The organism is Planococcus antarcticus DSM 14505 (assembly GCF_001687565.2).
Classification (GTDB): Bacteria; Bacillota; Bacilli; order Bacillales_A; family Planococcaceae; genus Planococcus; species Planococcus antarcticus.
Window position 1 is genome coordinate 2,961,455 of the sequence record NZ_CP016534.2, and the last position, 15,687, is coordinate 2,977,141.

Consider the following 15,687-nt stretch of genomic DNA (forward strand, 5'->3'; position numbering starts at 1 on the left):
TTTTCAAAAGCAAAATGGTTCATACAAGTTTAAATGGCGAAAACCATATCGAAGCATCCCCACCATTTAACTTTTTTGTATAAAAAACCTATTGGTTCATAACGATGAACGCGATAACTACAGCGATGATTGGCAATGCCTCAACCAATGCAACACCGATGAACATTGTTGTTTGTAGAACGCCGCGTGCTTCTGGCTGGCGTGCGATACCTTCAACTGTTTTTGAAACAATAAGACCGTTACCAATACCTGCACCTAGTGCTGCTAAACCTACTGCGATTGCTGCTGCTAATAAACCTAATGAACCTGTCATTGTAATGTGTCCTCCTCAGGATAGTTGTTTTTTTGTTTGCTCGATGAGCAGTTTATACTCAATGGTCGTCGGCAACTTTATGCGATAAATAGACCATCGTCAACATAACGAAAATAAACGCTTGGATTGCCCCGATAAAAATCGAGAACCCTTGCCATAACATCATTGGCAATATGCCTGCTGCAAATCCGAAAATACTTGCTGATGCGAGGCCTGCCAACAAAGTCAACAGGATTTCCCCCGCATAGATGTTACCGTAAAGACGCAGACCGAGTGTCAGCGTATTTGCGAATTCCTCAATGACTTTCAAAGGGAATAGGAATGGCATCGGCTTGATGTAGCCTGCTGAATATCCTTTGAGCCCTTTGAGCTTGATGCCATAATAATGACTCAAGATAAGTACCATTGCGGCCAATGTCATCGCTACCGTTGGATCTGCTGTCGGTGATTTCCACCAAAGGTCTCCTTCGACAACTATTGCAAATGGAAGACCTAACATGTTCGAAACAAAAATGAACATAATTAGCGTGATTCCAAGAACATGGAATCGGCCACCATCTCTCCAGTCCATATTGCTGTTGATTATCCCTTTCACGAAATCCATGATCCATTCCATGAAGTTCTGCATGCCCGTCGGTTTGAGCTGCAAATTCCGTGTAGCGATAAAAGCAATAAGGAAGACGATAAGAGCGGCTACAAGTAGCATCATAACGTTTGATAGATTGAACCAGATCCCGAACACCTTGAGCATAGGAGCGCCATGTTCCACGATAGTTTCACCTCTCTTTCCACATTGTTAATGGTGTTTCACGTGATAAACAATCCGCTCTGTCAATAACAGAGCATAAGGGACCATCAACCCAATTACCGTACTGACCAAGTGAATGTGCTCTGCGAATAAAATAGCAATCGCCACAGCCGCAACACCTGATGCAAACCGTAATGCCGTTCCAAGCGAACGAACTTTCGAGCCTTCAGCCACCGCACGGTCGAATTTCTCCATCCGACGAACCAGAATCCACATGTTGTAAATGCCGAACAAAGTTCCGATTATGAGACCCGCGAACACTTCTTGATAAGAGGTAAACCCCCAACCAATAACGTAGAACGCTAAGATGAAGAAAATCATCTTTTTTAGCCTGGTATAAATCTCCCGAAGTCCATCCATTTTCTACTTGTCTCCTGATTCGAATTTGCGGACAGTCTGAAGCATTGCCCAAACACCGGCAGTGATGCCTATGAATAGGCAGATGATCATGAAAAACGGGGCGGTTCCGATCTTTCTATCGAGCCACATACCTGTGAACGTACCGATGAGCACGGACCCAACAAGTTGTGATAGGATGGCGCTATAAATTGCCATCGCTTGCAAGGGACTTTTTGTTGGGCGCATGATACCCCCCTCGAACTTCGTTGATTTGACATTACACCCTCAAAAAGAGCAGTCGCATCAGGCTTCTAAGACCACATAATCTATGTAAGAAAACCTTCTCATGCATACCCTTTGTAAGCATACAATAGGGGTAAAATCATGTCAATTAGTAGAAGTGAAAAACTTCACAAGCGATTTCCCTCCGACATATAGTCGACAAACTTTAACAAGAAAAGTGAAATCGGCTATTTTAGCTCCGACGGGCTTAAGGCAGAATGGCGAAGCGGCGTTCTTCGCCGCACAGCCAGGCTGACTTAAGACCCCGAGGAGCTAGCCGATGTAACTAGACAACTTGAAAAGTGAAATTTACCATCTACTCTTCTACAACTTCGAAAAATAAGTGTGCAGAGCTTCGACGATCCGGGCAGATGCTTTACCGTCTCCGTATGGATTAGATGCTTGGGACATCGCTTTGTAGGCTGCTTCATCCGTCAACAATTCCTTAGCCATGCCGTAAATCGTCTCTTCGTCTGTTCCCGCAAGCTTTAGGGTTCCTGCACTGATGCCTTCAGGGCGCTCAGTCGTATCACGCAAGACCAGCACTGGCTTGCCAAGTGAAGGCGCTTCCTCCTGTATTCCACCTGAATCAGTCAGAATAAAGAACGAACGAGCCGCAAAGTTATGGAAATCTAGAACTTCCAGCGGTTCAATCAAATGGATACGCGGATCACGGCCCAATACTTCATCCGCTACTTCACGTACTGCTGGATTCATATGTACCGGGTAAACTACTTGAATATCGTCATGCTCTTCGATTAAGCGTTTGATGGCACGGAACATATTACGCATCGGCTGCCCTAAATTTTCACGGCGATGTGCCGTCAAAAGAATCATACGATCCGTACCGATTTTCTCCAAAATTGGATGCGAATACGTTTCACGCACCGTTGTCTGCAGTGCATCGATTGCTGTATTTCCTGTAATATAAATTGTTTCTTCTTTTTTGTTTTCGTCGAGCAGATTTTGAGCTGATTTTTCAGTTGGTGAAAAATGAATATCCGCCATGACCCCCGTCAATTGACGGTTCATTTCTTCAGGATACGGCGAGTATTTATTGTGCGTACGCAAGCCCGCTTCCACATGTCCAATGGCAACTTGGTTATAAAAGGCGGCAAGACTAGCAGCGAAAGTTGTCGTTGTATCACCATGCACCAAGACGATGTCCGGTTTGGCTTCTTTCATGACTGTATCAAGACCTTCCATCGCGCGCATCGTTACATCGGTCAAAGTCTGGCGATCTTTCATAATGTTCAGATCGAAATCAGGCGTGATTTGGAATGTCTCCAGCACTTGGTCCAGCATTTCCCGGTGTTGCGCAGTCACCGTTACCAATGGTTCGATGGTGTCTGGATGTTTTTGAAGTTCTAAAACAAGCGGCGCCATTTTAATGGCTTCAGGCCGCGTACCAAATATCGTCATTACTTTCCATTTTTTCGTCAAGCTGATTTACCTCGCTCTCTTATTTTGTTCCGAATAATCGGTCCCCAGCATCCCCAAGACCTGGTACAATGTATCCTTTTTCATTCAATTTCTCATCTAATGCTGCAATATAGATATCCACATCGGGATGTGCTTTTTGAAGAGCTTCCACACCTTCTGGAGCAGCAATGATACACATAAAACGAATTTTTGTAGCACCACGTTTTTTCATAGAGTTGACTGCTTCGATTGCAGATCCGCCTGTAGCAAGCATAGGATCAACAACAATGAAGTCCCGCTCCTGTACATCGGATGGCAGTTTTAAATAATACTCGACCGGCTGAAGCGTAACTGGATCACGGTATAAACCGATGTGTCCGACTTTAGCGGCTGGAATCAATTTTAAAATTCCATCGACCATCCCAATGCCTGCACGTAAAATCGGCACAACGCCCAATTTTTTCCCGGCAAGGACTTTCGATTTCGCCAATTGAACCGGCGTCTCCACTTCGATTTCCTCTAGAGGCAAATCGCGCGTGATTTCAAATGCCATCAATGTAGCAATTTCATCAACTAATTCGCGAAACTCTTTTGTGCCTGTAGACTTGTCACGGATGTATGTCAGTTTATGCTGAATCAGTGGATGATCAAAAACGTATACTTTTCCCACGGCCAATCTCTCCTTTTCAAATATTATCTTAAATAGTATAACAGAAAATCCATGACCCAAGTTGTCAGATCCCGCTTTGGCATTATTCAGTTATTTTCACCTATAGTTTATTTCTCCAAAGAAAAAAATCGGGAAGTATTTCCCCGATTTTTTTCTTTAGCTCCTTAAAACCGAAGCGATATCCACTGCATGGTCGTGCAGCTGCTGTAGAAAAAACAGACCAAGCGCCATGTAAAAGTAACAGTATTACAAAAAAACCCTCGGATTTTCTTATAATAAATTAGCGTCATTAAGGGGCATCGGCTTGTAGAACAAATACCCTTGCCCCACTTTGCAGCCGAGAGCCAACAATGTCTGTCGATCCCTTTCTGTTTCTATCCCTTCTGCTACTGCACGCACATTTAAGTTTTCCGCAAGCTGGATAATGGTTCGGATAATTGCTAATGTTCCCGGCTCATTCATATTCGAAATAAATGAGCGGTCAATTTTCAGTTCTTCGACAGGCAACTTCTGCAGGTAGCTAAGTGATGAGTAGCCTGTCCCAAAATCATCAATTGACGTCGTAAAGCCGCAATGTTTCAAGTGCTTGAAAACTTTATTGGCCGTCTCGATATCGACAAAGCCAATCCGCTCAGTAATTTCCAATTGGATCCATTGCGGATCAATGCCATACTCCGCAGTCTTATCCATCAGATGTGGAACAAACGAATGATGGAAAAAATGATCTGCTGATATATTGATCGCTACTTGGCGAAGTTCCAAGCCTTGATCTTTTCTTTTTTTCTGCCATTTCAGTACATGCTGCAAGACATTCTGCTCCAATAGACGAATCTTGCCGTTTTTTTCAGCTGCTGGAATAAAGACATCCGGTGGAATGATACCAAGATCGGGTGAAGTCCAACGAGCAAGCGCTTCAAAGCTTAAAATCTTGCCCGTTGCTAAATCGACTTTTGGCTGCAGATGAACACCAACTTCGTTGCGTCTAAGCGCTGCGCTCAATTCGTTGGCCACACGCAGATCTTTCATCATGAACTCGTCATGTTCACTCTCAAAATAACAGATAGATTCGCCTGTCCGGAGCTTTGCTTGAGACAGCGCACTGTCTGCACAGCGAATCAATTCTTCTGAATCCTCCTGGTGAGGTGTCACAATCGCTACTCCCATTTTTAAAGTCAGGAATAATTCCAAATCTCCGACAACGATCGGTTCAACCAATCCATGCAGTAAATGCTCTAAATATTCCGGAATTTTCGTGAAAGGCGTCATGCTGTACATTGCCAATGTCGAATCTGAAAACCGAGCAATCAAGCCCTCCGAAGAATTTTGTGACAGCATCAACCGTTTACCAATTTCACTTATAATTGTATCCCCTGAGCTATGGCCGTATTGATCAACTACTGTGACGTATTCATCTGTTGAAATAAAGGCGACAAAGCCTTCTCGTTTTTCCTTGAGCAATTCAATGATTTCATTTCTGAAATAATTTCGATTTGGCAACTCCGTATTCTCATCTATATAGGCGAGCCGCAGAATTTCTTCCTGTTGCTGAGAATACTTGATCGTCAATGAAGCAATCGATGCGATTTCTTCCATGAACGCCAAATCTGTTTCATGGGGTGATGATGGTAAAGGAAAGTAAATTCCGAACGTACCGATCGGCGTTCCTTCAACGCTCATTATCGGGATAGACCAGCTTGATACCAGCTCATAATCCTTTACCAATTGCTGATGATTTCGCCATAGATAATCCGTACTCATATCCTCTGTAATCACGGGTTGCCGTCTATGAAATGCCGCTCCACAACCTCCAATATCTTCTTCTACTTCAAGACCGCTGATTGCATCCAAAAAGCCTTTTGGCATGGAATTTGCCGCACCTATCTTGTAAAGCTCTGTTTCATCAATTAATAAAACTGTACACTTAGCTCCGTCGATGAAGAACGATTCGGCGGTATGGCAGATATTTTGCAAAAGCACACTCAGCATATAGCCTCTTTCAATTCCCGTATAGGTCTCTTTTTGGAGCTTAATTAAGGCTTCCGCGCGTTTGCGATCAGTAATATCGTGCTGTAGCATCAAGGTGAATTTAAAATTTCTTTCTGGAAATGACAAAGGTTGAATTGTTATTTCATTCCAAAAAGGTGTGCCATTTTTTCGGTAATTAACAATTTCAACTATGCCACTTTCGCCGGCATCCACGCAGGCACGTATTTTATCACTTGCTTGTTTAGCTGTTTTTTCACCGTGTAGAAAGCGCCCATTTCTTCCTAGCGTTTCAGCTTCACTATAGCCGATCATTTTATAAAAGGCGGCGTTGGCATAGACAACAGGCTGATCTTCCATTTCCGAATTTATGACTAAAAACGATGTATGGAACTCAACACCGAGACGGCGCAGCCACTCCATGATTGCTTTCTTATCTTTCTTTAGTTCATGCGTGTGCATACGAAACGTACCTCCTGTTAAGATTCCTATGTATTTATAAGCAATTGTATATGTCGAACTAGTTATCTGTAACGGATATTATTCTGCGTCTGATATTTCGCAAACTAGCTCAGCTATGCCGCAGAAAGAATGACCCACTTGCTGTGGTGCCAAAAGCATCCGCTTGAAGCAGTTTTTTTAGCCTTTTCCTTCTAAATATAGCTTGAAAAAGCTAATGCTTCATTCTAACTTTTGTAGTGTAAAATACAGCTGCTAAGCATTATTACTCGGCAGCTGTATGAACTTATTTATATAATGGATGCGCTGTAGTCAAGTTGGCTGTCCGTTCTGCAGCGTCTTTTTTCACGGTTTCATCTTCTGGATTTTTTAGAAGCATCGCCATGATGGAAGCAATTTCCTTCATTTCCGCTTCTTTAAATCCGCGGGATGTGACAGCAGCAGTTCCCAAACGGATGCCGGAAGTCACAAATGGGCTTTCCGGATCGAAAGGAATGGTATTTTTGTTTGTCGTAATACCGACTTCATCGAGTACGTGCTCTGCGACTTTCCCTGTTAAGTTTAACGAACGAAGATCCAGTAGCAGTAAATGGTTATCTGTACCGCCTGAAACGATATTGACACCTTCAGCGATCAAGCCTTCAGAAAGTGCATGGGCATTTTTAACGACTTGTTCAATATAGGTTTTAAATTCCGGCTCTAGCACTTCGCCGAATGCAATAGCTTTCGCTGCAATCACGTGCATAAGCGGCCCGCCTTGAATTCCTGGGAATATGGTTTTATCGATTTTTTTCGCAAATTCCGCGTTGCATAGAATCAATCCGCCGCGTGGTCCACGAAGTGTCTTATGCGTGGTCGATGTAACAAAATGGGCATGAGGGACAGGATTGGAATGGGCTCCAGTTGCAACAAGACCTGCAATATGGGCCATATCGACCATCAGATAGGCTCCCACTTCATCCGCAATTTCACGGAATTTTGCGAAATCCAATTGACGTGAATATGCACTTGCCCCAGCAACGATCATTTTCGGCTTGTGTTCTAAGGCTGCCTGACGTACTGCTTCGTAATCGATCAATTGCTCTTCTTCTGTGACTCCGTACTCAACGAAATTATACTGCATACCGCTAAAGTTTACTTTACTGCCATGCGTCAAGTGCCCACCATGGTTCAAGTTCATCCCAAGAACGGTATCGCCTTTTTCCAGAATCGCTGTGTAAACAGCCATATTGGCCTGTGATCCAGAATGCGGTTGAACATTTGCATGCTCCGCACCAAAAATTTCTTTCAGACGGTCGCGTGCAATATTTTCAACAACGTCAACAAACTCGCAACCGCCATAATAACGTTTGCCAGGGTAGCCTTCCGCGTATTTGTTCGTCAATACTGATCCTTGTGCGTCCATAACTGCTTGTGAGACAAAGTTTTCAGATGCGATCAATTCGATATTCGCTTCTTGTCTTTCTTTCTCTGCATTCATCGCTTCATATACTGCTGGGTCTTGCGCCTTAATCAATTCCATCTGTATATCCCTCCCGTGATTGAACAAGCTCGCGATTGTAGCTCGCACGTTCACCGCCAATCAACTTCGGCCGTGTAGTGGCAGACGCTACAATCGCTTCACCTACTAGTTTAACAGAAGTTCGCAACGGAACGGCAACTCTTTTCAAATGCATGCCTATCATCGTTTGTCCAATATCAATCCCTGCATGAGCCTGAATTTCTTCCACCACAACCGGATCAGCCATATTGCTGAATGCATACGCACTCATCGAACCGCCAGCTTTTGCGACTGGAATTACAGAAACCGGTTCCCAGCCATATTTCTCGGCTGCCCGCCGCTCTATAGTCAATGCACGGTTAATATGCTCACAGCCTTGAAAAGCCAGAAACAGGTGATGGCGTGCCGCGAATTTCTCTAAAGGTTCAAACAGGCCTTCTGCAATATCAAGTCCGCCGCCTGTTCCAATGCGTTTCCCTGCTACTTCTGATGTCGAACAGCCGACTACAAACACTTGGCCTTTCCTGAATTCGATCTGTTGCTCTAATTCGCTTAAAACCTCTTCAAGTTGCAATTGCCATAATGTTTGCATATCGACTCCTCCTTATTTTTCGAGGTCCGTAATTTTTTGAATGCGTTTTTCGTGTCTGCCGCCTTCAAATTCTTCTGTCAGCCATGTTTGAGCAATTTCACGCGCAAGCCCCGGGCCGATGACGCGCTCCCCCATTGCCAAGATATTAGAATCGTTATGTTCTCTCGTTGCTTTTGCGCTGAACACGTCATGCACAAGTGCACAACGGATGCCTTTGACTTTATTTGCTGAGATGGACATGCCGATGCCTGTTCCGCAAATCAGAATACCACGATCAAACTCGCCACTCGCTACCCGATCAGCAACTGGTTTTGCATAATCCGGATAATCTACTGAATCGTCTGTATGCGGACCAAAATCCTGATATTCAATACCAATCTCGTTCATTAGGTTAACGATTTCTTTGCGCAAGTTATTGCCGCCGTGATCTGATGAAATTGCCACTCTCATGATATACCCTCTTTTCTTGAAATCAAATTTATCAATCAGCAAAAGCGCCATAGTCGAATCGTGCCGAATGTTCATCACGCTTTTAATCAATTCTAACATTTTTACGCAAAAAAGACAGACAAACCCTCGAGAGGCTTGTCTGTCTTTTTGACTTATGTCATTTTTTCGATTAATTTGTCAACTAAAAGCTTGAGTTCTTGAAATGTCTGTTCATAAAGTTCCAGTGGGCCGCCATAGGGATCACTGATATCCTCTGCCGATCCGTCTGTAAATTCCTTCAGCGTAAATAGTTTGGTTGCTGCTTCAGGGAAAGCTTGCAAAAGCGTCATTTTATGCGAATAGGTCATAGTCAAAATCAATTCTGCCCACTGCATATCTTGGGTATCGAGCGGCTTTGACGCATGTGCGAAAGAAATTTGCTGTTGAACCAATACGGTTTGCGCGTTTTTGGAAAGAGGCGCTGTTTCTGCAAATATACCAGCAGAACGCGCTTCGATTTCAGGTAGATTTCTGGCTGATAAGATAGCTTCAGCCATCGGGCTCCGGCATGTATTGCCTGTACAAACAAAAAGAATCTTCATGCTCCACCCTCCTTCAACAAATCAGCTGAACCACTTATGGTCCGCCGCTTTTTCGAGTCTGTTCATCAACGCATCGTTAGACTGCATGCCGTTCTCAACTGAAGCCAGAATCAGGTCGGCATCTGTTGAATCGCATTTCCGCAAACTGGCATAAAGGGTTTCCATTGAAAGCGGAAAATTAAAGTCGGCTGTCGGGTATTCGGTTTCACTAATGACAGCTACGCGCTTTCCTTTTTTCTGAACGTACTCAATCGCTTTTTCGATCAAGCCCGCTTCGTTTTCAATCAAATACAGTGGAGCAGCAGGCGCATAATGCGTATATTTCATTCCCGGCGACTTGGGCACGCTAGTTTTGTTTTGAGAAGATGATCGGACCGTTCCGATTACTTCCTCAATCTGTTCTTTCGAAATCTTTCCTGGACGCAGAATAACTGGCGGCTCGCAGGTCGTATCGAGCACTGTCGATTCAATGCCAATTTCTGTAGCTCCCCCGTCCAAAATTAACGGGATTCTGCCGTCCATATCGTGATAGACATGCTCGGCTAAAGTCGGGCTCGGCTTGCCACTGGTATTGGCACTTGGCGCAGCCAAAGGCAATTGCAGCTTTCGCAATAAATTCAGCGCAACCGGATGATTTGGGACCCGGATACCCACTGTCTCCAGGTTTGCCGTAACATTACCGGCAAAGGTTCCCGGTTTTTCCTGCATGATCAACGTTAAGGCACCTGGCCAAAAAGCATCCATGCACTGCAGTGCTTTTGCTGAAACCTCCTGCACATGGGTCAAAGCCGCCTTTTTCGAATCCACATGAACAATCAATGGGTTATCTGCCGGCCGCCCTTTTGCTTCAAAGATTTTGCTGACTGCTTCCGGATTGGTAGCGTCCGCTCCCAGTCCATACACCGTTTCAGTCGGAAAAGCGACAACTTCACCAGCCCGCAGAATTTCCACAGCCTGTGCATAATATTTTTCTTCATCCACATTTTTATCCACAGAAATAACTTCTGTTTTCACATGAACAACTCCTATTTTTAAAGGTTTTTGTCCTTCTATCCACAATATGTGGATAAACCCCTGTTAGTTGTGCGCAATTTGTGTATAACTTACGTGATAATCGCAAAAACCATGCGATCGTTTTTGTTGATATCTTTTTTACTATAGACTAAAGCATCTGGAAAAGCGTCTTGGAGCATCTTTTGGACTTCCTGCCCTTGTTGATAACCTATTTCAAATCCGATAATGCCTGGTTTATTGAGCAACTCTGGGAGTTCCAAAGCCATTTTTTCATAAAGAGCCAAGCCTTCTTTATCCGCAAACAATGCACTATGCGGTTCAAAATCACGGACACTGTCCGACAATCCTGGAGCTTCGGCATGAGCAATGTAAGGAGGATTGGACAATATCACATCCCATTTCTCGCCTTTTAACGGTTTGCTTAAATCTCCTAGACGAATGTCAATTTTTGAATTCAAACGTCTCGCGTTTTCAGCTGCTGTTTGGAGTGCTAGCTGAGAAATGTCAGTTGCAGTGACCCGCGCTTCTGGCAATTCGCATTTTATCGTGATAGCGATAATACCGCTGCCCGTTCCTATATCGGCAATAGCTAGCTCTTTTTTTGTCATATAGCGATCGATCAGCTTAAGCGTTTCTTCTATTAACTCTTCTGTTTCCGGCCTTGGAATCAATACATCCGGATTCACAAGAAATTTTCTTCCATAAAATTCTTCACTGCCGGTCAAATGTTGAACGGGAATTCCTTTAGCATGCTGCTCGACTTTTGCCCAAAACTCCCCAAATTGCTGTTCACTAATTTCATCGTGCATCGAAGCAATTAACCCCGAATAAGTTAAACCCAGTTCATGTTGAAGAAGGATGCGTGCAGCTCCTTCTTCCCGGCCGTTCTCATCTAAATAAGAAGAAGCCCTCTTAAGGGCCTCATAAACATACTTAAGCTTGGTCATTGTTCAAACTTTCCATGCGAGCAGATTGCTCTTCCACAATCAAGGCATCGATGATTTCATCCATTTTCCCTTGCAAAATCTGGTCCAGTTTCTGGATCGTTAAGCCGATCCGGTGATCCGTAACTCGGTTTTGAGGAAAGTTATATGTCCGGATTCGTTCAGAACGGTCGCCAGTCCCAACTGCAGATTTTCGAACAGCGTCATATTCTGCTTGGGCTTCCTGTTGGAACTTCTCGTAGACGCGTGCACGCAATACTTTCATTGCACTGGCTTTATTTTTAATCTGTGATTTTTCATCCTGACACGTTACTACCGTATTTGTCGGAAGATGTGTCAAACGAACAGCTGACATGGTCGTGTTGACGGATTGTCCACCAGCTCCAGAAGATGCATAAGTATCTGTTCGGATATCGTTGTCGTGGATATCGACTTCGACTTCTTCAACTTCCGGTAAACAAGCAACTGTCGCAGTCGAGGTATGGATTCGGCCGCCAGATTCCGTTTCAGGAACCCGCTGTACACGATGGGCGCCATTTTCATATTTCATTTTCGAATAAGCGCCTTTCCCTGTAATCATAAAGACAATTTCCTTAAATCCACCAAGGCCAGTCGGATTCGAATCCATCACTTGCACTCTCCAACCATTAGCTTCGGCAAAACGCGTATACATGCGGTAGAGATCCCCGGCAAACAAAGCCGCTTCATCTCCGCCAGCAGCTCCACGGATTTCCATAATTACGTTTTTGTCATCATTTGGATCTTTTGGAATCAATAGCTTGTGAAGACGCTCTTCGACAACTGTAATCTGCTGTTCCAATTCGTTGACTTCTTCTTTGACCATTTCGCGCATGTCGCCATCCATCTTGTCGTCGAACATGGCCTTCGCTTCTGCCAGCTGAGTCGTCAAATCTTTATATTCGCGGTAAGATTCGACCGTTTCCTGCAGGTCGGATTGTTCTTTGGAATACTCGCGCAGCTTATTGGTATCGCTGATAATATCAGGATCACTTAGCAATTCATTTAAACGGTCATACCTGTCTTCTACTGATTGTAATCGATCAAACATGGGTGTCACCTCGAGTTCTAATTTTGTGTTGTTAACAAGAAATCGCTCCAGACGGACGCTTTCCGCGGGCACGGACTCTGCCGCTTCCCTCGCTTTGCTCAGTCCAGTGGCTCCGTCTCGCGTCGCTCTGTCGCTCTGCTCCGTCACTGCTCCCGCAGGAGTCGCCGTCTTTCGCTCTTTCTTCTGAATATAATCTGGATATATTAGATGAAACCTTAATCATTAACTCTTCACTTGAATTGGTGATAATTTTATAAGCAGCTATACCCTATAATCCATATATTTAGGATATGGAGCAAAGCGACCGAGGAGGCTTGGTGCTCGCCCACAGGAAAGCGGAGCTCCTTTGCGGACTATTACGATCTCGTATTCAACTTCTACTAACTGTTACACCTGTCGGCACTTCGTGGTGATGGCGGCAGCGTGGCTCGTAGGCTTCTGATGCGCCAACCAGGATTGTTGGGTCGTCCGAGCCTGCCGGTTTTCCATCGATTAAACGTTGCGTCCGACTTGCCGGAGAACCGCAAACGGTGCAAACTGCTTGAAGCTTGGTCACTTGCTCGGCAATTGCCAGCAATGCGGGCATCGGACCGAATGGACGGCCTCTGAAATCCTGGTCGAGTCCAGCAACGATGACACGGAAACCGTGGTTGGCAAGTTTTTGTACGTTTTCGATGATGTCTTCATCGAAAAATTGGGCTTCGTCTATCGCAATGACATCAAATTCATCAGTAATATACTCCCACATTTCAGTTGAACAGGAAATCGGCAGGGCAATCACAGTTGCGCCGTTATGCGAAACGACTTCTTCTTTGCTGTAACGATCATCAATTTTCGGTTTAAATACGGCAATTTTTTGTTTAGCAAATTGGGAACGGCGAACACGACGGATCAGTTCTTCTGACTTCCCGGAAAACATACTGCCACAGATCAATTCAACCCATCCTGTTTGTTTCATGACGTACATAGGTGAAACCCCTTTCAGACACTTTGTTGTTTTATAACGCAATCATAGTTAATAGAGAAATGATGGTCTTCCCACTAAGTAAAGTTTCTTTCTATCCTACCAAAAATAATGCTGCAACTTGCTATTTCCAGGGATATGTAAGGTAGTTTTTCAGATAAAAGACGAAAAAAATACCCGCCAAGCGTTTGCGCGCTAGGCAGGTATAATTTTGATTGCTACTGAAGAGCGGAAAACTAGAAGGTGACAATTCGCAAATTGAGAATTGCCACTTCCCGTCCAACGCTCAGTCAGTATTACTCGTTGATTTCTTCTTTTAAGCCGTATTTTTTGTTGAAACGGTCTACGCGGCCATCTGCTGATGCGAATTTCTGACGTCCAGTGTAGAATGGATGACATTCAGAGCAAAGCTCAACACTGATGTTTTCTTTTACAGAACCTGTCGTGAAAGAGTTTCCACATGAACAAGTTACTGTAGCTTGTTTGTAATCTGGATGAATACCTGTTTTCATACTATTTTCTCCTCCCGCCCTGAACCATCTGGAACAGAGTTTAATCTATTTTACTATTGCCTTACACGGTTCTTTAGACCGTATATGCAATAGCTTTGCTTTGATTCACTTTCACGATCATACCAAATTTCCATATTGTTTGCAAGTGATTAAATCATCTTCTTGTTGCTTCGGTGGGTCTTCATTTCAGTTGCCAATTGCTCAAAGAATTCTTCATTTGTATCTGTTTGGCTCAGTTTTTTCAAGAAACGTTCACCAAAATCATGCGAATCCGAGAAGGTTTTGCGAATAGACCACAGCTTTTCAAGTTGCTTCGGCTCGATCAGCAATTCTTCTTTACGTGTTCCAGAACGGCGAATGTCAAGTGCTGGGAAGATGCGACGTTCTGCCAAAGAGCGGTCAAGATGCAATTCCATATTGCCCGTTCCTTTAAATTCCTCGTAAATGACTTCGTCCATACGTGAGCCAGTCTCTACTAAAGCAGTAGCTAAAATAGTCAAACTGCCGCCTTCTTCGATATTGCGTGCTGCTCCGAAAAAGCGTTTTGGCCGATGAAAGGCCGCTGGATCAATTCCTCCTGATAGTGTACGGCCACTTGGCGGAATAACCAAATTATATGCTCGAGCTAGGCGTGTGATGGAATCCATCAAAATGACAACATCGCGTTTATGTTCAACGAGACGCATTGCGCGTTCAAGAACAAGTTCGGCAACTTTAACATGATTTTCAGGCACTTCATCAAAAGTTGAAGATACAACATCTGCATCTACAGAACGCTCGATATCCGTTACTTCTTCTGGACGTTCATCAATCAGCAACACAATCAATTCTGCTTCCGGATGATTGGTCGTGATCGAATTGGCGATTTCTTTCAGTAACATAGTTTTGCCAGCTTTTGGCGGCGCGACTATCAAGCCACGCTGACCGAAACCAACCGGTGCGACTAAGTCCATGATGCGCGTGGACAAATGTGCTGGTGTCGTTTCCAAACGGATATGGCGGTCCGGATAAAGCGGCGTAAGCCCTGGGAAATGGACCCGCTCTTTGGCTACTTCGGGATCTTCACCGTTTACCGCTTCAACTTGAAGCAAACCGAAATAGCGTTCGTTTTCTTTCGGTGGACGCACTTTACCCGAAACTTTATCACCATTTCTTAAATCAAAACGGCGAATTTGGGAAGCAGAAATGTAAATGTCTTGTGAACTTGGTGAATAATTAATTGGTCGTAAGAAACCAAAGCCTTCAGATTGGATAATTTCCAATACGCCTTCCATAAAGAAGAAGCCTTCTTGTTCTGCACGCGTTTTCAAAATCGCAAAAATTAGTTCTTTTTTTGTCAGCTTACTGTAATTGGTCAATTTATATTCTTTTGCTAAGTCATAAAGCTCTTTTAACGTCATATTCTCCAATGCGGAGATCGTTATCGTTGCCATGTATCGGACACCACTCTTATTCGTATTATTTTTGGTTTGTAGATAAGTCGCGCGAATGTATGAGATTCTTTACATCGCTTACTAGAAATAGCTTTCATCTTAAAAAATTGAACTGTACATGTTGAACTATAAGTCACATTAACAATTCTTTACTGCTGATATTCTGCAAAACAACTGCGCTTGCTGCGGGAAAGCCCAAGTCTCATCAGTCGCTCCACCACTTTACTCATCTCTTCTACTTGTGAGAGCAGACACGTAGGTTTAATTTTTGTTAAGATAAGCTCATCGCCAGCGCCCGCTGGCTGGGCGGAGCAACAAGAAAGGTGTTCTTTCCTGCTTATTCGTATAAGC

General features: G+C 44.1%; 17 protein-coding genes. All 17 read right to left on the bottom strand.

What is annotated here, in order from left to right:
- Positions 1-88 precede the first annotated feature (88 nt).
- Positions 89-313, bottom strand: a complete 225-nt coding sequence (gene atpE, locus BBH88_RS14545) for a F0F1 ATP synthase subunit C (protein WP_006829234.1) — start codon at positions 311-313, stop codon at positions 89-91.
- A gap of 58 nt (positions 314-371) precedes the next feature.
- A complete protein-coding gene (gene atpB, locus BBH88_RS14550) occupies positions 372-1,082 on the bottom strand; it encodes a F0F1 ATP synthase subunit A (protein ID WP_006829235.1) in 711 nt (236 codons plus the stop codon).
- A 27-nt stretch (positions 1,083-1,109) separates the two neighbouring features.
- Entirely contained in the window at positions 1,110-1,481 is a 372-nt protein-coding gene (locus BBH88_RS14555) for an ATP synthase subunit I (protein WP_006829236.1), read from the bottom strand.
- A 3-nt stretch (positions 1,482-1,484) separates the two neighbouring features.
- Entirely contained in the window at positions 1,485-1,706 is a 222-nt protein-coding gene (locus BBH88_RS14560; protein ID WP_006829237.1) for an AtpZ/AtpI family protein, read from the bottom strand.
- Between the two features lie 360 nt (positions 1,707-2,066).
- On the bottom strand, positions 2,067-3,185 hold the full coding sequence (wecB, locus tag BBH88_RS14565; RefSeq protein ID WP_006829238.1) for a non-hydrolyzing UDP-N-acetylglucosamine 2-epimerase: 1,119 nt from the start codon (positions 3,183-3,185) through the stop codon (positions 2,067-2,069).
- Between the two features lie 19 nt (positions 3,186-3,204).
- Positions 3,205-3,834 carry a uracil phosphoribosyltransferase gene (upp, locus tag BBH88_RS14570; protein WP_006829239.1) on the bottom strand — a complete coding sequence of 210 codons (630 nt, stop codon included), beginning with the start codon at positions 3,832-3,834 and terminating at the stop codon, positions 3,205-3,207.
- Between the two features lie 270 nt (positions 3,835-4,104).
- Positions 4,105-6,279: an EAL domain-containing protein gene (locus tag BBH88_RS14575; protein ID WP_065536596.1), complete on the bottom strand. Its 2,175-nt coding sequence runs from the start codon at positions 6,277-6,279 to the stop codon at positions 4,105-4,107.
- A gap of 283 nt (positions 6,280-6,562) precedes the next feature.
- A complete protein-coding gene (gene glyA / locus BBH88_RS14580) occupies positions 6,563-7,798 on the bottom strand; it encodes a serine hydroxymethyltransferase (RefSeq protein WP_006829241.1) in 1,236 nt (411 codons plus the stop codon).
- Entirely contained in the window at positions 7,785-8,369 is a 585-nt protein-coding gene (locus tag BBH88_RS14585) for a TIGR01440 family protein (RefSeq protein WP_006829242.1), read from the bottom strand. Before BBH88_RS14585 ends, glyA begins: the two co-directional genes overlap by 14 nt.
- Positions 8,370-8,381: 12 nt before the next feature.
- Positions 8,382-8,819, bottom strand: a complete 438-nt coding sequence (rpiB, locus tag BBH88_RS14590; RefSeq protein ID WP_065537361.1) for a ribose 5-phosphate isomerase B — start codon at positions 8,817-8,819, stop codon at positions 8,382-8,384.
- Between the two features lie 152 nt (positions 8,820-8,971).
- Positions 8,972-9,400: a low molecular weight protein arginine phosphatase gene (locus tag BBH88_RS14595; protein WP_065536595.1), complete on the bottom strand. Its 429-nt coding sequence runs from the start codon at positions 9,398-9,400 to the stop codon at positions 8,972-8,974.
- 21 nt (positions 9,401-9,421) lie between these two features.
- Positions 9,422-10,414 carry an L-threonylcarbamoyladenylate synthase gene (locus BBH88_RS14600; protein WP_006829245.1) on the bottom strand — a complete coding sequence of 331 codons (993 nt, stop codon included), beginning with the start codon at positions 10,412-10,414 and terminating at the stop codon, positions 9,422-9,424.
- 89 nt (positions 10,415-10,503) lie between these two features.
- On the bottom strand, positions 10,504-11,361 hold the full coding sequence (prmC, locus tag BBH88_RS14605; RefSeq protein WP_006829246.1) for a peptide chain release factor N(5)-glutamine methyltransferase: 858 nt from the start codon (positions 11,359-11,361) through the stop codon (positions 10,504-10,506).
- Positions 11,348-12,427 (bottom strand): peptide chain release factor 1, encoded by a 1,080-nt coding sequence (gene prfA / locus BBH88_RS14610; protein ID WP_006829247.1) that lies wholly within the window; start codon positions 12,425-12,427, stop codon positions 11,348-11,350. The genes prmC and prfA overlap by 14 nt, the downstream gene beginning before the upstream one ends.
- 370 nt (positions 12,428-12,797) lie before the next feature.
- Positions 12,798-13,394, bottom strand: a complete 597-nt coding sequence (locus tag BBH88_RS14615; RefSeq protein WP_006829248.1) for a thymidine kinase — start codon at positions 13,392-13,394, stop codon at positions 12,798-12,800.
- A gap of 293 nt (positions 13,395-13,687) precedes the next feature.
- Positions 13,688-13,903: a 50S ribosomal protein L31 gene (gene rpmE / locus BBH88_RS14620; RefSeq protein ID WP_006829249.1), complete on the bottom strand. Its 216-nt coding sequence runs from the start codon at positions 13,901-13,903 to the stop codon at positions 13,688-13,690.
- A 149-nt stretch (positions 13,904-14,052) separates the two neighbouring features.
- Complete coding sequence (gene rho / locus BBH88_RS14625; protein ID WP_006829250.1) at positions 14,053-15,336, bottom strand: transcription termination factor Rho; 1,284 nt, start codon at positions 15,334-15,336, stop codon at positions 14,053-14,055.
- Between the last annotated feature and the right edge of the window lie 351 nt (positions 15,337-15,687).

Excerpts from the sequence above, each read along its gene's own strand:
- atpE (WP_006829234.1), bottom strand. The coding sequence starts at position 313 with ATGACAGGTTCATTAGGTTTATTAGCAGCAGCAATCGCAGTAGGTTTA.
- BBH88_RS14555 (WP_006829236.1), bottom strand. The coding sequence starts at position 1,481 with ATGGATGGACTTCGGGAGATTTATACCAGGCTAAAAAAGATGATTTTC.
- BBH88_RS14560 (WP_006829237.1), bottom strand. The coding sequence starts at position 1,706 with ATGCGCCCAACAAAAAGTCCCTTGCAAGCGATGGCAATTTATAGCGCC.
- BBH88_RS14575 (WP_065536596.1), bottom strand. The coding sequence starts at position 6,279 with ATGCACACGCATGAACTAAAGAAAGATAAGAAAGCAATCATGGAGTGG.
- glyA (WP_006829241.1), bottom strand. The coding sequence starts at position 7,798 with ATGGAATTGATTAAGGCGCAAGACCCAGCAGTATATGAAGCGATGAAT.
- BBH88_RS14585 (WP_006829242.1), bottom strand. The coding sequence starts at position 8,369 with ATGCAAACATTATGGCAATTGCAACTTGAAGAGGTTTTAAGCGAATTA.
- rpiB (WP_065537361.1), bottom strand. The coding sequence starts at position 8,819 with ATGAGAGTGGCAATTTCATCAGATCACGGCGGCAATAACTTGCGCAAA.
- BBH88_RS14595 (WP_065536595.1), bottom strand. The coding sequence starts at position 9,400 with ATGAAGATTCTTTTTGTTTGTACAGGCAATACATGCCGGAGCCCGATG.
- prmC (WP_006829246.1), bottom strand. The coding sequence starts at position 11,361 with ATGACCAAGCTTAAGTATGTTTATGAGGCCCTTAAGAGGGCTTCTTCT.
- prfA (WP_006829247.1), bottom strand. The coding sequence starts at position 12,427 with ATGTTTGATCGATTACAATCAGTAGAAGACAGGTATGACCGTTTAAAT.
- BBH88_RS14615 (WP_006829248.1), bottom strand. The coding sequence starts at position 13,394 with ATGTACGTCATGAAACAAACAGGATGGGTTGAATTGATCTGTGGCAGT.
- rpmE (WP_006829249.1), bottom strand. The coding sequence starts at position 13,903 with ATGAAAACAGGTATTCATCCAGATTACAAACAAGCTACAGTAACTTGT.
- rho (WP_006829250.1), bottom strand. The coding sequence starts at position 15,336 with ATGGCAACGATAACGATCTCCGCATTGGAGAATATGACGTTAAAAGAG.